This is a genomic window from Pseudomonas sp. MIACH, assembly GCF_001269925.1.
GTDB lineage: Bacteria > Pseudomonadota > Gammaproteobacteria > Pseudomonadales > Pseudomonadaceae > Aquipseudomonas.
In genome coordinates, this window is record NZ_LHVO01000033.1 from 225,659 (window position 1) to 242,209 (window position 16,551).

Consider the following 16,551-nt stretch of genomic DNA (forward strand, 5'->3'; position numbering starts at 1 on the left):
CTCAAACAGCTGATGGCGGCGGCACTCTTGCTGAGTCTGAGCGCAGTCGTCCAGGCCGAACGCCTGAAAGACATCGCCAGCATCTCCGGCGTGCGTTCCAACCAGTTGATCGGCTACGGCCTGGTGGTGGGGCTAAACGGTACGGGTGACCAGACCACCCAGACCCCCTTCACCCTGCAGACCTTCAACAACATGCTCTCGCAGTTCGGCATCAAGGTGCCGGCGGGGTCGGGCAATGTGCAGTTGAAGAACGTCGCGGCGGTGTCGATCAGTGCCGATTTGCCGGCGTTTTCCAAGCCGGGTCAGGTGGTCGACATCACCGTGTCGTCCATCGGTAACTCCAAGAGCCTGCGCGGCGGCACGCTGCTGATGACCCCGCTTAAAGGTATCGACGGCAACGTCTACGCCATTGCCCAGGGCAACCTCGTGGTGGGCGGGTTTGACGCCGAAGGTCGCGACGGTTCGAAGATCACCGTCAACGTGCCATCGGCCGGTCGGATTCCCGGCGGCGCCACGGTTGAACGCACCGTGCCCAGCGGTTTCAACCAGGGCAACAGCCTGACCCTGAACCTCAACCGTTCCGACTTCACCACCGCCAAGCGTGTGGTCGACAAGATCAACGACATGCTCGGCCCTGGCGTGGCCCAGGCCATCGACGGCGGCTCGATCCGCGTTACCGCGCCGCTGGACCCAAGCCAGCGCGTGGACTACCTGTCGATCCTGGAAAACCTTGAGGTGGATCCGGGCCAGGCGGTGGCCAAGGTCATCATCAATTCGCGGACCGGCACTATCGTGATCGGCCAGAACGTCAAGGTCTCGCCAGCTGCGGTGACCCACGGCAGCCTGACCGTGACCATCACCGAAGACCCGATCGTCAGCCAGCCGGGGCCGTTGTCCAATGGCCAGACGGCGGTGGTGCCACGTTCGCGAGTCAATGCCCAGCAAGAAGCCAAGCCGATGTTCAAGTTCGGTCCCGGTACCACCCTGGATGAGATTGTCCGCGCGGTGAACCAGGTAGGCGCAGCGCCTGGCGACTTGATGGCGATCCTTGAAGCTTTGAAACAGGCCGGCGCCTTGCAAGCCGACCTGATCGTGATCTGAGGCCATGGCCATAGATATGCGCAAGAGCGGTATCAGCAGCACGGCGGACTCGGGGTCTTACTCCGACCTGAACCGGCTTAACCAGCTCAAGGTCGGCGCCGACAAGAACAGCGAAGGCAACATGCGCAAGGTCGCGCAGGAGTTCGAGTCGCTGTTCTTGAGTGAGATGCTCAAGTCCATGCGTTCGGCCACCGAGGCCCTGGGTAAGGACAACCCGATGAACACCCCGGCGGCCAAGCAGTACCAAGAGATGTACGACCAGCAACTGGCCGTGTCGATGTCCCGCGAAGGCGGTGGTATCGGCCTGGCCGACGTACTCATGCGCCAGATGCAAAAGAACAAACCGGTGGAAGCCCAGGCGGCCACCTTGCAGGGTCCGGCGGCGGCTGAGGCGGTGAAGAAGGCCGATGTACCGACGGAAATTGCCGCCGGCACCCAGGCCGAGGGCCCGTTGGGGCGCTCCAATGGCCAACGTCCGTTGTGGGCCTACCGCGTAGCCGAGCCCCAGGCCGGCGCCGCCGCTGCCCACAGCAACGATATGGAGCTGATGAACCAGCGCCGGATCGCCTTGCCAAGCAAGCTCACCGATCGCTTGCTCGCCGGCATTGTGCCGAGCACTCAAGTGGCGACCGAGGCCAAGGCCGCGCCGCTGCGCAACAGTGCTGCCGATGACAACGTGATCAACAGCACCGCGCGCAGTTTTGCCGTGCCCAGCGACCGCATGCAGATCTACAGCCGCGCTGTTGCCCAGCCACCATTGGCGCCGGCGAAGAAGGCGTTCAGCTCCCAGGATGAGTTCGTCGCCACCATGTTGCCGATGGCCAAGGCGGCTGCCGCGCGCATCGGCGTCGATCCGAAGTACCTGGTGGCCCAGGCGGCTCTGGAAACCGGTTGGGGCAAGTCGGTGATGCGCGCCGAGGATGGCAGCAGCAGCCACAACCTGTTCGGCATCAAGGCCGGTCAGAGTTGGCAGGGCGGCCAGGCCCGCGCCATCACCAGCGAGTTTCGTGATGGGGCGATGGTCAAGGAAACGGCGCAGTTCCGTTCCTACGACTCCTACCAAGACAGCTTCCATGACCTCGTGACATTGCTGCAAAGCAATGATCGCTATAAAGAAGTTGTGAAGTCGGCCGACAACCCGGAACAGTTTGTGCGTGAGTTGCAAAAAGCCGGTTACGCAACGGATCCGGCCTACGCCAGCAAGATTTCGCAGATCGCTAAAACCATGAACAGTTATCAGAATTACGCTGCCGCGGGCGCGACCACTCATTTATAAGGTCTGAACCATGAGTTTGCTCAATATCGGGATGTCGGGGCTTAACGCCGCTCAAGGATCGTTGTCGGTCTTGAGTAACAACATTGCCAACGCCAATACCGCCGGCTATTCGCGTCAGCAGACTACCCAGAGTGCGAATGCGTCGAACCAGTACGGCGGCGTGTTCATCGGCAGCGGCACGACCCTGGCCGATGTGCGCCGGGTCTACAACGAATACCTCGACACCGCCTACCAGAACAGCACTTCGCTTAATAGCGACGCCAAGGCTTACCTGGACCAGATCAGTGCTGTCGACAAGACCCTGTCGGACAAGACCACCGGCATGTCGGCCGTACTCAGCTCGTTCTTCGCTGCTGTGCAGACCGCCTCGGCGAACCCGAGCGATACGTCGGCTCGCCAGATCCTGCTCACGAACGCCCAGACCCTGAGCAATCGGTTCAACTCGATTTCCAGCCAACTGAGCCAGCAGAAAGAGACGATCAACAGCCAGTTGACTTCGATGAGTGATCAGGTCAACCAACTGACCTCGTCGATTGCGTCCCTCAACAAGCAGATTGCCCAGGTGCAGGGTTCATCGAACACCACCCCGGCCAACCTGCTGGACTCCCGCGCCGAGGCCGTGCGCTCGCTCAACGAGTTGATCGGTGTGACCGCCACTGAAAAGAACGGTGTGTTCAGCGTCAGCACCGGCAGCGGTCAATCCCTGGTGCTGGGTGACCGCTCCAATACGATTTCTGCAGTGCCGAGCAAAAGCGACACCAGCCAGTACACCATCCAGCTCAACGCGGAAGGCGGTACGTCGCTTGACTTGGGCAATGTGATCAGTGGCGGCAGCATCGGTGGTCTGTTGCGTTATCGCAGCGATGCGCTGATGCCGGCGATCAATGACTTGGGCCGTATCGCGATTGTCACCGCCGATGCCCTCAACAGTCAGTTGGGCCAGGGCCTGGACCTCAATGGCGAGTTCGGCGCCTCGATGTTTACCGACATCAACAACGCAGCGTCCGTTGCCCTGCGTAGCCAGGCTGCCCAAGGCAACCTCGGCGACGGCGCCCTGGGCGTAACGATCAAGGACAGCAGCCAACTGACCAACTTCGATTACAAGGTCAGCTTCAACGACGGTACCAACCTTAACAAGGTCACGGTGCTGCGCTCCGACGGCAAGGCCATGGGCACCTATGACCTCAGTGCCACGCCGCCGCCGGTCATCGACGGATTTACCCTGGCGGTCAAGAGCGGTGCGGTGCAGGCCGGTGACAGCTTCAAGGTCAGCCCGACCGCTAACGGCGCCAAGGAAATCGGCACCGTGCTCACCGACCCGAGCAAGATTGCCTTTGCTGCGCCGTTGCAGGGCGAGGCCAGCAAGACCAATCAGGGCACCGGCACTTTCACGCCGCCAACGCTCACCGTGCCGCTGGATATCCAGGGCGGCGCCGACACGGCACAACTGCGTACCGGCATTGAGCACTCGATGCCGGTGAAGATGGTGTTCGGTAAGCCGGCGGCCGATGGCACCCAGCCCTACACCCTGAGCAACGCCCAGGGTGATCCGATCGGCTCCGGCACCATTATTCCGGGGCAGGCCAACAAGATCAGCATCAACGTGCCGATGCGTGATGCCAGCGGCGCCTTGGTGTCGCCAGCCAAGAGCTTCAGTTTCGACACCACGGTGGGCGGTTCGCCGGCCAACGGTGACGGCACTTCGTTCTCGTTCAATGCCACCGGCAAGTCCGACAACCGCAACGCCCAGGCACTGCTCAACCTGCAGACCAAGGCCACCGTGGGCGTGTCAGCCGACGGCAGCGGCGGGGCGAGCCTGGTAGGGGCCAACAGCAAGCTGGTGTCCACCGTTGGCGCCAAGGCGGCTTCGGCCACCACTGATACCACGGCCACCAACGCGCTGTTGACGGCCAACAAGAACGCGCGCAACTCCGTATCCCAGGTCAACCTGGATGAAGAGGCGGGCGACATGATCAAGTTCCAGCAGTACTACACGGCGTCGTCGCAGATCATCAAGGCTGCGCAAGAAACCTTCAGTACGCTGATCAATAGTCTTTAAGGGAGTCTGGGACGATGCGCATTTCTACACAGCAGTATTACGACACCAGTGCCGTCAAGTATCAGGACAACTATTCCAGCGTAGTGAAGGCCCAGCAGCAGGCGAGTTCCGGTGTGCGTGTGCAGACCGCCGCCGATGATCCGGTTGCCGCCCAGCGCCTGCTGATGCTGCAACAGCAAAAAGACATGCTGGCCCAGTACAGCGGCAATATCACCAGCATTCAAAATACCCTGACGAACGAAGAAAGCGTCCTGGATGCGATCAATACCACCATCCAGGCCGGCAGCCAGTTGGCGCTGCGCGCGGGTGGCGTGACCAGTGATGCTGACCGCAAGTCCATCTCGGTCGAAGTGGGCGCGCTGGAAAACCAGTTGCTGGGTTTGCTCAACAGCAAGGATGCGGCGGGCAACTATCTGTTCTCCGGCTCCAAGACCGACACGCCGCCGTACTCGCGCAACAACGATGGCACCTATAGCTATCAGGGCGACGAGAACGAGCTGAGCCTGCAAGTCTCCGAGACGCTGAATGTGCGCACCAGCGACACGGGCAAGACCATCCTCGAAGGGGCGGTCAATGGCAGCCGCACCCAGTCCACCTACACGACGCCTTCGTCGGTGGACGACCACAAGGTCGCGATTTCGGCCGGCCTGGTAACGTCGGGCATCGATTACACCAAGCAGTTTGCTGACGGCCAGCCCTACAAGGTGACGTTTACCAGCAGCACCCAGTACGTGGTCACCGACAAAGACAACAACAACATTACCTCGCAGCTCCCAGGTAATGGCACGTTCGACTCCACCAAGGAAGGCAGCGCCAGCATCAATGTGCGCGGGGTCAAGTTCGATATCACCGTAGACCTCACCGACGTGGCCACCGGGCCTGATGCCGATGCGCTGGTCAGTGGGCGCGAGTTCACCCTGGCCGCCAAGCCGGACGCGTTCAATACCTCTCGCACTGCGAGCAACACCTCGGCGACGCAACTGACCAATGCTCACATCAGCAGTGCAGCCGACTATTCGAGTACGTTTCCCAACAGCGGCGTACTGATCAAGTTCGACGACCTCGACCCGACTGCTTATAAAGTCTATGCCCAGCCGTACACGCCCAACAGCAAGCCGATCGACAATGGCGTGATCGTCCCCGGTACGGCGCCCGCCAAGGACACCATCACTGCGGCGGGCGTTACCTTCGATTTGAGCGGTACGCCAAATGTCGGCGATCAGTTTTCGGTCGGCAACACTACCCAGAAAACCCAGAATGCCCTCGATACCTTGAGCCAGCTGCGTCACGCCCTGGAACAGCCGGCGGACGGCATCCCGGGCGCGCGGGTCAAGCTTCAGGACGCCTTGAACGCGGCTGTCAGCAACCTGACCAGTTCGGCCGACCAGGTAGACAACGTGCGTGGCTCCATCGGTGCGCGACAGAACGCACTCACCGTGCAGTCCAGTGAAAATACCAGTGTCGGCCTGGCCAACAAGTCCACGATGAGTGACCTGGCCAACATCGACATGGGTGAGGCGGCGATCAACCTGACCCTGCAGCAAACCATGCTGGAAGCCTCGCAATTGGCGTTCGTGAAGGTCTCGCAGCTGAGCCTGTTCAACAAGATGTAAGTGGCGTCAAGTCAAGCGGCCCGCTCTGGAAACAGGGCGGGCCGTTGTCGTTTATGCGACTAAATTGTTGAAACGTTTTGCATAAACCACACAAAATTGAGTGACCTGTGAGTCATAAAGCGCATCTTCACTGTATCGTGTGAAAAGGATAAGTCGTCACAGGGTCCTTGCGGGGCGGCTTTCAGCGAGATTTTTATGGGGTTATCCCCTTTATTGTCAGCACTCCAGGCGCAGTCCTCGGGGTGTTCTCCAGCTATTTAGTATTGGGAAGCCACAATGATTGGCATAAAAAGCATCGCCAGTTACGTGCCCGCAGACGGGATCGATAACTACGCCCAGGGTGCCAAGTTCGCCAAGGATGAAGAGTTCATCATTGGCAAGATCGGCTCGGCGTTCCTGCCGCGCAAGGAAGCTGCGCAGGAAACCTCCGATCTGTGTGTCGAGGCGGTCAACGCTTTGTTTGCCAATAACCCGGATTTGAAGCGCGAGTCCATCGACGCGCTGATCGTCGTCACCCAGAACGGCGATGAAGAGGGCTTGCCCCACACGGCCGCCATCGTCCAGGACAAGCTGGGCCTGCCGACCCACGTGGCCGCCTTTGATATTTCCCTGGGCTGCTCCGGCTACGTCTACGGCATCTACGCAATGAAGGGCTTCATGGAAGCCACTGGCCTGAAAAACGGCCTGCTGATCACCGCCGACCCGTATTCGAAGATCGTCGACCCGGAAGACCGCAACACCACCATGCTGTTCGGCGATGCCGCCACCGCCACCTGGATGGGCGAAGAGGCACCGTGGTTGCTGGGCAAGTCCAAGTTCGGCACCGACGGTTCCGGCGCACCGCACCTCAAGGTCAGCGACGGCGTGTTCTTCATGAACGGCCGCCAGGTGTTCAACTTCGCCTTGCTCAAGGTGCCGGCGCATTTGCACGAGCTGCTCAATGAGTCGGACCTCAAGGCTGACGATATCGATGCCTTCTGCATTCACCAGGGCAGTGCGGCGATTGTCGACGCCGTCGCCCGCCGTTTTGAAGATGCACCGGTGGACAAGTTCATCAAGGACATGGTCGAGACTGGCAACACGGTGTCGTCGAGCATTCCGCTGCTGCTGGAAAAGCATGTGATGGATGCCACCTGGAAGCGCGTGGCGATCAGCGGTTTTGGTGTGGGTCTGTCGTGGGGATCGGCGATTCTTTATCGTCCGTGACCCTTTTACAGGGCATATAAAAAAACGCCGATGATCGAAGGATCATCGGCGTTTTTTATTTGGCGCCAGAAAACCCAATGAAATAAGGGTTTTGGGCCGGCGTAAACCCTTGAATTGCAAGGGGTGGCACGGCGCCAGTAAAAAAAATCAAAAAAATCCTCAAGCAACCGGCTACCACGACGATAACTATTACGTAGGTTCTCAGGCCACACCCGGCGGTTGCCAGGGCCGGAAGCCGCAGTATCCATCCAACGAGGATTTCGTCATGGCTTTAACAGTAAACACCAACATTGCTTCGATCACTACTCAGGGCAACCTGAACAAAGCCGGCGGCGCCCTGGCCACCTCCATGCAGCGCCTGTCTTCCGGCCTGCGTATCAACAGCGCTAAAGACGACGCTGCTGGCCTGCAGATCGCTAACCGCCTGACCAGCCAAATCAACGGCCTGGGCCAAGCAGTAAAAAACGTGAACGACGGTATCTCCATCGCTCAGACCGCTGAAGGCGCGATGCAGGCTTCGACCGACATCCTGCAAAAAATGCGTACCCTGGCTCTGTCTTCCGCGACTGGCTCCCTCAGCGCTGACGACCGTAAGTCGAACAACGACGAATACCAGGCCCTGACTTCGGAACTGACCCGTATCTCGCAAACCACTACTTTCGGTGGCCAGAAGCTGCTGGACGGTTCGTACGGTACCAAAGCTATCCAGGTTGGCGCTAACGCTAACGAAACCATCAACCTGAGCCTGGAAAACGTTGCAGCCAACAACATTGGTTCGCAGCAGGTCAAAACCAAGGCCATCGTGCCTAGCGCAACTGGCCTGGCTGGCGGCGACATCACTGTTACCGGCAACGGTCAGACCAAAACCGTAACTTACGCTGCAGGCGCTTCGGCTAAAGACATCGCTGCGGGCCTGAACGGTTCGATCGGTGGCCTGACCGCTACCGCCAGCACTGAAGTCAAACTGGAAGTAGGCGCTGCCACTCCGTCGAACTTCAAACTGGCTGTAGGTAGCGGTAATGCTGTTGATTTCGTCGGCGTGAAGGACCTGGCCGGCCTGGCTGACCAGCTGAAATCGAACGCTGCCAAACTGGGCATCAGCGTTAACTACGACGAATCCAACAAAACCCTGTCGGTTAAGTCGGATTCCGGCGAAAACCTGTCGTTCTCTGGTGCTGATGCCAACGCCCAGACCAACATCCTGGTTGGCGCTAAAGACGGCGCTGGCGCATTCGCCACCCCGGCTGCTCTGGGTGCTGCTGCAATCGTTGTGACCGGTCAGGTTTCCCTGGATTCGGCTAAAGGCTACTCCCTGAGCGACGCTGGTACTGGTGTATCGGACTTGTTCTCGGCTGCTACCGTTTCGTCGACCAAGACCACCATCTCTAACACCGACGTGACCGACGCTACCAACGCTCAAAACGCGCTGGCTGTTATCGACAAGGCCATCGGCACCATTGACGGCGTTCGTTCGGGCCTGGGTGCTACCCAGAACCGTCTGACTACCACTGCAGACAACCTGCAGAACATTCAGAAGAACTCCACCGCTGCACGTTCCACCGTTCAGGACGTCGACTTCGCTTCCGAAACCGCCGAACTGACCAAGCAACAAACCCTGCAATCGGCCTCCACCGCGATCCTGTCGCAGGCTAACCAGCTGCCATCCGCTGTACTGAAGCTGCTTCAGTAATTCCAGCGCTTGGTAACTAACGGAAGGGCGCGTCTACGTGCCCTTCCGTTTTTTCGGTTTAGAGGAGATTGGACATGGACATGAGTGTAAAGCTGAACCAGTCTTATCCGCCGGTTGCACCTAAAAGCGCGCCTGCACCGATAGCAGCAACTGACAAAAGCGTCACCAAAGTCCAGGAAACACCGGCCACAGGCAAAGAGCCTGAGCGTGCCGACCTGGAAAAAGCAGTCACTGATATTCGCGAATTCGTACAAGCGGCCCAGCGCAAACTGGACTTTTCCATTGATGACTCCACCCACCGTGTGGTGGTCAAGGTCATCGCCACCGACAGTGGTGAAGTGATTCGCCAGATCCCGTCGGAAACGGCATTGAAGCTGGCACAGAACCTTTCCAGCGCAAGCAACCTGTTGTTTGACGACAAGGCCTGAGCTGGCATGAAACTTGTTGCTGTCGTGGCTTGAGGCGTAATAAGTCAAGATAACGGCAGCCACCGAACAGGAGATAGATGATGGCGGGTTCAACGGTAAGTGGTATCGGTTCGAATATCGATACGCAAGCGATCGTGACATCCTTGGTTAACGCCGAAAAGGTGCCCAAGCAGACGCAGATCAATACCGCGTCCGCGAAAGCGACCACCACGCTGTCTTCGATCGGCAAGGTTCAAGCTGCACTGGATGCGTTTCGTGGTGCCCTGGACTCCATGACCAAGGACAGCAGTTTCACCGGTTTGACCGGTTCGTCCTCGGATGAAAAGACGGCGACCATGACGGCCAGCAATACGGCCTCGAACGGCAGCTTCCGGCTGATCGTCGACCAACTGGCCCAAGCGTCCAAGCTGTCGAGCAAAAACTTCAGCGGTGGCACCTCGACAGTGGTCAACACCACTGATAAGCCGACGACGCTGACCATCAGTCAGTCCGGCAAGGCTTACGATCTCAGCGTTCCAGCCGGCGCGACCCTGCAGCAGGTACGTGACTCGATCAATACCCAGTTTGGTACTTCGGGGCTCAGTGCCAACATCCAGACCGACTCCAATGGCTCTCGATTGATCCTGACGTCGACCAATATGGGGACGGGCTCGGACCTTACGCTGTCTGGCACCTCGGGGCTGGATGTGGGGGCCACGGTCGTTGATCCGCCCAAGGATGCGCTCTACAGCATCGATGGTGTTTCTTCTGTGTCCAAGACCAACAGTATCGAAGGGGCGCTCAGCGGGGTGAACATCAAGTTGGTGGCCATCTCGACGCTCAAAACGGGCACGACGACCAACGAAAAAAACGCCACGCTCATCACCGTCAGCACCAACAACACGGCGCTCAAGTCCGGGGTCAAGGGGTTCATTGATAGCTACAACGCCCTGATCACGGCAATGAACGCTGAAACCAAGGTCACCACGAACCTGGACGGCAGCACCACGGCGGCAGCGTTGACGGGTGACTCGACCATGCGTTCGTTGCAGAGCACGATCCGTAACGAGTTCAACGCGCTGTCGGGCACTGGTGCCTTCAAGTCCCTGGCTCAGTTCGGTGTGACCACCAGTTCGAGTACTGGCCTGCTGGCGATTGATGACAAAAAGTGGGATGCGGCAGTTAAAACCAACGCAGCCGACATCAACAGTATGTTCAGTGGCAAAGACGGCATGCTGGCGCGGATGAAAAGCGCCACGGATGACTTCGCCAAGGCAAGCACCGGGATCCTGGCGACGCGCTCTACCTCCTTGTCGAACACGTTGAAGGATCTGACCAAGGATCAAGCCACGCTCGACGAGCGCATGACCCTGCTCACCAGCAGCCTGTCGGCCAAATACAACGCCATGGACACCCTGGTCGCCCAATTGCGTCAGCAAAGCACCAGTGTCATGACCACACTCAATGCGTTGAACAACGTCAAAACCAATTCTTGATCCCCTGCTGATGCAAAAAGGCCAGGCAAACTGCCTGGCCTTTTTTTATCGGAGCACGACTGGCTCTAAAGCTTTTTGCGAGCCAGTCGACATATTGGTTACTAGAATCCTTTTCGCTGTCGCCTGTCACGAGGTAGAAACATGAATCCCATGAGAGCCCTTCGCCAATACCAGAAGGTCAATTCCCATGCTCAGATCTCCGAAGCCAGCCCTCATCGCCTGGTGCAGATGCTGATGGAAGGCGGTCTGGACCGTATGGCCCAGGCCAAGGGGGCGCTGGCGCGTGGCGACATCGCACAGAAGGGCCTGATGCTCGGCAAGGCCATCGATATCGTGATCGGCCTGCGCGACGGCCTGAATGCTGAAAAGAGTGACAACCCGGCTTACGTCCAACAGTTGGAAAGTCTGTATGCGTACATGACCAACCGTCTGATGGAAGCGAACCTGCATAACGACGCCGACATGATCGACGAAGTCGCGCGTTTGCTGATTACCGTGAAAGAAGGCTGGGATGCTATCGCTGTGCCACAGGCTGCAACCGAGTAAGGCGCAGCAGAGAAGGGCCTGAGGGCCTTGAGGAATACGTCATGAGCCAAGCACTGCAACGCATTGATGAAACCCGTGAAGCGCTGATCGGCGCGCTGGCAGACCGTAACTGGGACGCCATTGGCGAGCTGGACATGGGCTGTCGCAACGTGATCGAAGAGGTGCTCAGCGAAGCGCCGGTGGATGAGGATGCGTTGCGTGAAAAGCTTGAGAGCCTGCTGGCGGTGTACCAGCAATTGCTTGAGGTGACGACCGGCGAGCGCCAGGCGATTTTTGAAGAGATGTCGCAGATCAACCAAGCGAAAAATGCGTCAAAGGTTTACCATCTGTTCGGCTGAACAGGCGCAGTTAATCCTACCGGCGCGTCATAAATTTGACCGTGCCAGCTTTTTTGACTTAACTAGTGCTGTTTTCAGATTTCAGACGTCTAGTAAGGTAAGAAGTCTTACAGGCGCCTCGATTGCCCTCAATCTCGGGGCAGGAAGTTTTACTAGGGAAGTTGCTATTGCATGTGGCGTGAAACCAAAATTCTGCTGATCGATGACGATAGCGTCCGCCGCCGCGACCTGGCGGTGATTTTGAATTTTCTTGGCGAAGAAAATCTGCCCTGCGGTAGCCATGACTGGCAGCAGGTGGCCAACTCATTGTCATCGAGCCGTGAAGTCATTTGTGTGCTGATCGGGACGGTGAACGCTCCAGGCGCTGTTTTGGGCTTGTTAAAGACACTGTCTACCTGGGATGAGTTCCTTCCCGTGTTGCTGATTGGTGATATTTCTTCTGTCGAGCTGCCGGAAGACCAGCGCCGCCGCGTGCTTTCCAGCCTGGAAATGCCCCCCAGCTACAGCAAATTGCTTGATTCCCTGCACCGTGCCCAGGTCTATCGCGAGATGTACGACCAGGCCCGCGAGCGCGGTCGCCACCGCGAACCCAACCTGTTTCGCAGCCTGGTCGGCACCAGCCGTGCCATCCAGCACGTGCGCCAGATGATGCAGCAGGTCGCCGACACCGACGCCAGCGTGCTGATCCTCGGCGAGTCGGGCACCGGCAAGGAAGTGGTCGCGCGCAACCTGCACTACCACTCCAAGCGTCGCGACGGGCCATTTGTGCCGGTCAACTGCGGGGCGATCCCGGCAGAGCTGCTCGAAAGCGAACTGTTCGGCCACGAGAAGGGCGCCTTTACCGGGGCGATCACCAGCCGTGCCGGGCGTTTCGAGCTGGCCAACGGCGGCACCCTGTTCCTCGACGAAATCGGTGACATGCCGCTGCCGATGCAGGTCAAGCTGCTGCGCGTCCTGCAGGAGCGCACCTTCGAACGTGTGGGCAGCAACAAGACCCAGAGCGTCGACGTGCGCATCATCGCCGCGACCCACAAGAACCTCGAAAGCATGATCGAGGTCGGCAGCTTCCGCGAAGACCTGTACTACCGCCTCAACGTATTCCCAATCGAGATGGCCCCGTTGCGTGAGCGCGTGGAAGACATCCCGCTGCTGATGAATGAACTGATCTCGCGCATGGAGCATGAAAAGCGCGGCTCGATTCGCTTCAATTCCGCCGCCATCATGTCCCTGTGCCGCCACGGCTGGCCGGGCAACGTCCGTGAGCTGGCCAACCTGGTCGAGCGCATGGCGATCATGCACCCCTACGGTGTGATCGGCGTGGTCGAGTTGCCGAAGAAATTCCGCTACGTCGACGACGAAGACGAGCAACTGGTCGACAGCCTGCGCAGCGACATGGAAGAACGCGTTGCCATCAACGGCCACACCCCGGACTTCGGCTCCACCGCGATGCTGCCGCCCGAAGGCCTGGACTTGAAGGACTACCTCGGCAACCTGGAGCAGGGGTTGATCCAGCAGGCCCTGGACGACGCCAACGGCATCGTCGCCCGTGCCGCCGAGCGCCTGCGCATCCGTCGAACCACCTTGGTGGAGAAGATGCGCAAGTACGGTATGAGCCGCAAAGAAGGTGATGAACAGGCAGATGATTGACGCCTGTTTTTCAAGCCGCTGATATTTCAGCGGTTTTTTTTCGGCACAACTATTGCTACAGCCCTCGCAACGTTCCGTTTAACTGACGGTCAGCCAAGCGAGAGAGCATGATGCCCCACGCCGCCCAACTATCTTCGGCCCCTGCCATCCAGGGGCTGGTTCCGCCTGTAGAGCCGCCGATCCGCCAGGGTCTTGAACAGGCGTTCTCGCAGTTCAGCCAGATGTCGAGCCAACTGACCGATTCCTACAGCCTGCTGGAAGCTCGGGTCTCCGAGCTTAAAGGCGAACTGGCCGTGGTCAGTGCCCAGCGCATGGAAGAGCTGGCCGAGAAAGAACGCCTGGCCAACCGCCTGCAAAACCTGCTGTCGCTGTTGCCCGGTGGCGTGATCGTCATCGATGAAGACGGCCGCGTGCGTGAAGCCAACCCGGCTGCCTGCGACATGCTCGGCCTGCCGCTGGAAGGCGAACTGTGGCGCCACGTCATCACCCGCTGCTTTGCGCCGCGTGAGGACGATGGTCACGAAATCTCCCTGAAGGACGGGCGCCGCCTGTCCATCGCCACCCGTTCTCTGGACGCGGAGCCGGGGCAACTGGTGCTGCTCAACGACCTGACTGAAACCCGTCACCTGCAAGACCAGTTGGCGCGCCACGAACGTTTGTCGTCCCTGGGCAGGATGGTCGCTTCGTTGGCGCATCAGATCCGCACGCCGTTGTCGGCCGCGTTGATCTACGCCAGTCATTTGACTGATGAGCAGTTGCCGGCCGCCACCCACCAGCGTTTTGCCGGGCGTCTCAAGGAGCGCCTGCATGAATTGGAGCACCAAGTGCGCGACATGCTGGTGTTCGCCCGCGGCGAATTGCCGCTGACCGACCGCATCACCCCGGCCGAGCTGATGCAGGCCCTGCAAGCTGCGGCCGCTACCCATATTCAAGACGTGCAGGTGCGCTGGCAGTGCGACAGCCACCTCGGCGAGTTGCTGTGCAACCGCGACACCCTGGTGGGTTCGCTGCTCAACCTGATCGAAAACGCCACCCAGGCCAGCGACCCCGGCGCGCGGCTCAAGGTGCACCTGTACAACCGCGAGCAAACCCTGCGCCTGTGTATCAGCGACAGCGGCAGCGGTATCGATCCGATGGTGCTCAAGCGCTTGGGTGAACCCTTTTTCACCACCAAGACCAACGGTACCGGCCTGGGCCTGACCGTGGTCAAGGCCGTAGCGCGCGCCCATCAGGGCGAATTGCAGCTGCATTCCCGTGTGGGGCGTGGCACCTGTGCATTGATGACCTTGCCGCTGTTTTCATGCGCGGCAAGCGCGGAGTAAGGATATGGCTATCAAGGTTCTGTTGGTGGAAGACGATCGCGCCCTGCGTGAAGCATTGGCTGACACGCTGTTGTTGGCGGGCCATGACTACCGGGCGGTCGGTTCTGCCGAGGACGCCTTGGAAGCGGTGGAGCAGGAAACCTTCAGCCTGGTGGTCAGCGACGTGAACATGCCCGGCATGGACGGCCACCAGTTGCTCGGCCTGCTGCGTGCGCGTCAGCCGCAACTGCCGGTGCTGTTGATGACCGCCCACGGTGCGGTTGAACGAGCCGTGGACGCGATGCGCCAGGGCGCGGCGGATTACCTGGTCAAACCCTTTGAGCCCAAAGCGCTGATCGAGTTGGTCGCGCGGCATGCCCTGGGCGTGATTGCCGCCCACGAAGGCGAAGGCCCGATTGCCTTCGAACCGGCCAGTGCACAATTGCTTGAGTTGGCGGCCCGCGTGGCGCGCAGTGATTCCACCGTGCTGATCTCCGGCGAGTCCGGCACCGGTAAAGAGGTGCTGGCGCGTTATATCCACCAGCAGTCGACCCGCGCCAAGCAACCGTTTATCGCCATCAACTGCGCGGCAATCCCCGACAACATGCTCGAAGCCACCCTGTTCGGCCACGAAAAGGGCTCGTTCACCGGCGCCATCGCGGCCCAGGCGGGCAAGTTCGAACAGGCCGATGGCGGCACCATCCTGCTCGATGAAATTTCGGAAATGCCCCTGGGCCTGCAAGCCAAACTACTGCGCGTGCTGCAAGAGCGCGAAGTGGAGCGGGTGGGGGCGCGCAAGCCGATCCAGCTGGATATCCGTGTGGTCGCCACCACCAACCGCGACCTCGCTGGCGAAGTGGCGGCGGGGCGCTTCCGTGAAGACCTGTTCTACCGGCTCTCGGTGTTCCCCCTGGCCTGGCGCCCGCTGCGTGAACGCCCGGCAGACATCATTCCGCTGGCCGAGCGCCTGCTGAACAACCACGTCAAAAAAATGAAGCACGCCCAGGCACGGCTGTCGGCGCAAGCCCAGGCCTGCCTGATCAGTTATCCCTGGCCCGGCAACGTACGGGAGTTGGACAACGCCATCCAGCGCGCGCTGATTCTGCAGCAGGGTGGCTTGATCCAACCCCAGGATTTCTGCCTGGCCATGGGCAGTGGTGCAGCGCCATTGCCGACGTTGGCGCCCGTGCCGGTGGTTGCAGAGGCGGAGCCTGCCGGAGGCCTGGGCGACGACCTGCGTCGCCGCGAGTTCCAGATGATCATCGACACCCTGCGCGCTGAGCGTGGCCGTCGCAAAGAGGCCGCCGAGCGCCTGGGTATCAGCCCGCGCACCCTGCGCTACAAGCTGGCGCAGATGCGCGACGCCGGGATGGATGTGGAAGCGTATTTGTTTGCCACGTAACCGGTAACAAGGTCGACAAGGTTTGTCGCCTTTTCTTACGAGTTGATACAGAGCTGGCACCCTTGTTGCTACCTCCCCTAGTAATCGCTACGTAGTGTCAAAAATTTGCGGGTTGGAGAGAGAAGGTCATGAGCCAGGGTATTGAGTTCAATCGGTTGATGTTGGATATGCGCTCCATGCAAATGGATGCCATGGCACAACCGAAATCCGTCGCGCCAGCGCCGGAATTGGGCCAAAGCAGCTTCGCCGACATGCTCGGCAAGGCCATCAATAAAGTCAGTGACACTCAGCAAGCCTCCAGCCAGTTGGCCAATGCGTTCGAGATCGGCAAAAGTGGCGTGGACCTTACCGATGTGATGGTCGCCTCGCAAAAGGCCAGCGTCTCCTTCCAGGCCCTGACCCAAGTGCGTAACAAGCTGGTTCAGGCCTATCAAGACATCATGCAGATGCCGGTTTAAGGGCGAGATTT

The 16,551-nt window shown here is 59.6% G+C and carries 14 protein-coding genes; all 14 read left to right on the forward strand.

The window, feature by feature from the left end; all coding sequences use genetic code 11:
• Positions 1–12: 12 nt before the first annotated feature.
• Positions 13–1,101 (forward strand): flagellar basal body P-ring protein FlgI, encoded by a 1,089-nt coding sequence (locus tag AD670_RS14185; RefSeq protein ID WP_053133384.1) that lies wholly within the window; start codon positions 13–15, stop codon positions 1,099–1,101.
• 4 nt (positions 1,102–1,105) lie between these two features.
• The gene (gene flgJ / locus AD670_RS14190; RefSeq protein ID WP_053133196.1) at positions 1,106–2,377 is read left to right on the forward strand and encodes a flagellar assembly peptidoglycan hydrolase FlgJ; all 1,272 of its coding nucleotides are present in this window, start codon (positions 1,106–1,108) and stop codon (positions 2,375–2,377) included.
• A 10-nt stretch (positions 2,378–2,387) separates the two neighbouring features.
• Positions 2,388–4,436, forward strand: a complete 2,049-nt coding sequence (gene flgK / locus AD670_RS14195; protein ID WP_053133199.1) for a flagellar hook-associated protein FlgK — start codon at positions 2,388–2,390, stop codon at positions 4,434–4,436.
• Positions 4,437–4,450: 14 nt separating this feature from the next.
• Positions 4,451–6,049, forward strand: coding sequence for a flagellar hook-associated protein 3 (locus tag AD670_RS14200; protein WP_053133202.1), 1,599 nt, complete (start codon positions 4,451–4,453; stop codon positions 6,047–6,049).
• A gap of 276 nt (positions 6,050–6,325) precedes the next feature.
• The gene (locus AD670_RS14205; protein ID WP_053133205.1) at positions 6,326–7,255 is read left to right on the forward strand and encodes a ketoacyl-ACP synthase III; all 930 of its coding nucleotides are present in this window, start codon (positions 6,326–6,328) and stop codon (positions 7,253–7,255) included.
• Positions 7,256–7,520: 265 nt separating this feature from the next.
• A complete protein-coding gene (locus AD670_RS14210) occupies positions 7,521–8,945 on the forward strand; it encodes a flagellin (RefSeq protein ID WP_053133208.1) in 1,425 nt (474 codons plus the stop codon).
• Between the two features lie 74 nt (positions 8,946–9,019).
• Positions 9,020–9,373: a flagellar protein FlaG gene (locus tag AD670_RS14215; protein WP_053133211.1), complete on the forward strand. Its 354-nt coding sequence runs from the start codon at positions 9,020–9,022 to the stop codon at positions 9,371–9,373.
• A gap of 80 nt (positions 9,374–9,453) precedes the next feature.
• Positions 9,454–10,848 carry a flagellar filament capping protein FliD gene (fliD, locus tag AD670_RS14220; RefSeq protein WP_053133214.1) on the forward strand — a complete coding sequence of 465 codons (1,395 nt, stop codon included), beginning with the start codon at positions 9,454–9,456 and terminating at the stop codon, positions 10,846–10,848.
• Positions 10,849–10,989: 141 nt separating this feature from the next.
• Positions 10,990–11,394, forward strand: coding sequence for a flagellar export chaperone FliS (gene fliS / locus AD670_RS14225; RefSeq protein ID WP_027603845.1), 405 nt, complete (start codon positions 10,990–10,992; stop codon positions 11,392–11,394).
• Positions 11,395–11,435: 41 nt separating this feature from the next.
• Positions 11,436–11,732, forward strand: a complete 297-nt coding sequence (gene fliT, locus AD670_RS14230; RefSeq protein WP_053133217.1) for a flagellar protein FliT — start codon at positions 11,436–11,438, stop codon at positions 11,730–11,732.
• 171 nt (positions 11,733–11,903) lie between these two features.
• Complete coding sequence (locus AD670_RS14235) at positions 11,904–13,379, forward strand: sigma-54 dependent transcriptional regulator (RefSeq protein ID WP_053133220.1); 1,476 nt, start codon at positions 11,904–11,906, stop codon at positions 13,377–13,379.
• A 110-nt stretch (positions 13,380–13,489) separates the two neighbouring features.
• A complete protein-coding gene (locus tag AD670_RS14240) occupies positions 13,490–14,701 on the forward strand; it encodes a PAS domain-containing sensor histidine kinase (protein ID WP_053133387.1) in 1,212 nt (403 codons plus the stop codon).
• Between the two features lie 4 nt (positions 14,702–14,705).
• The gene (locus tag AD670_RS14245) at positions 14,706–16,082 is read left to right on the forward strand and encodes a sigma-54 dependent transcriptional regulator (protein ID WP_053133223.1); all 1,377 of its coding nucleotides are present in this window, start codon (positions 14,706–14,708) and stop codon (positions 16,080–16,082) included.
• Between the two features lie 128 nt (positions 16,083–16,210).
• Positions 16,211–16,540, forward strand: coding sequence for a flagellar hook-basal body complex protein FliE (fliE, locus tag AD670_RS14250; protein ID WP_053133226.1), 330 nt, complete (start codon positions 16,211–16,213; stop codon positions 16,538–16,540).
• The last annotated feature ends 11 nt before the right edge of the window (positions 16,541–16,551 follow it).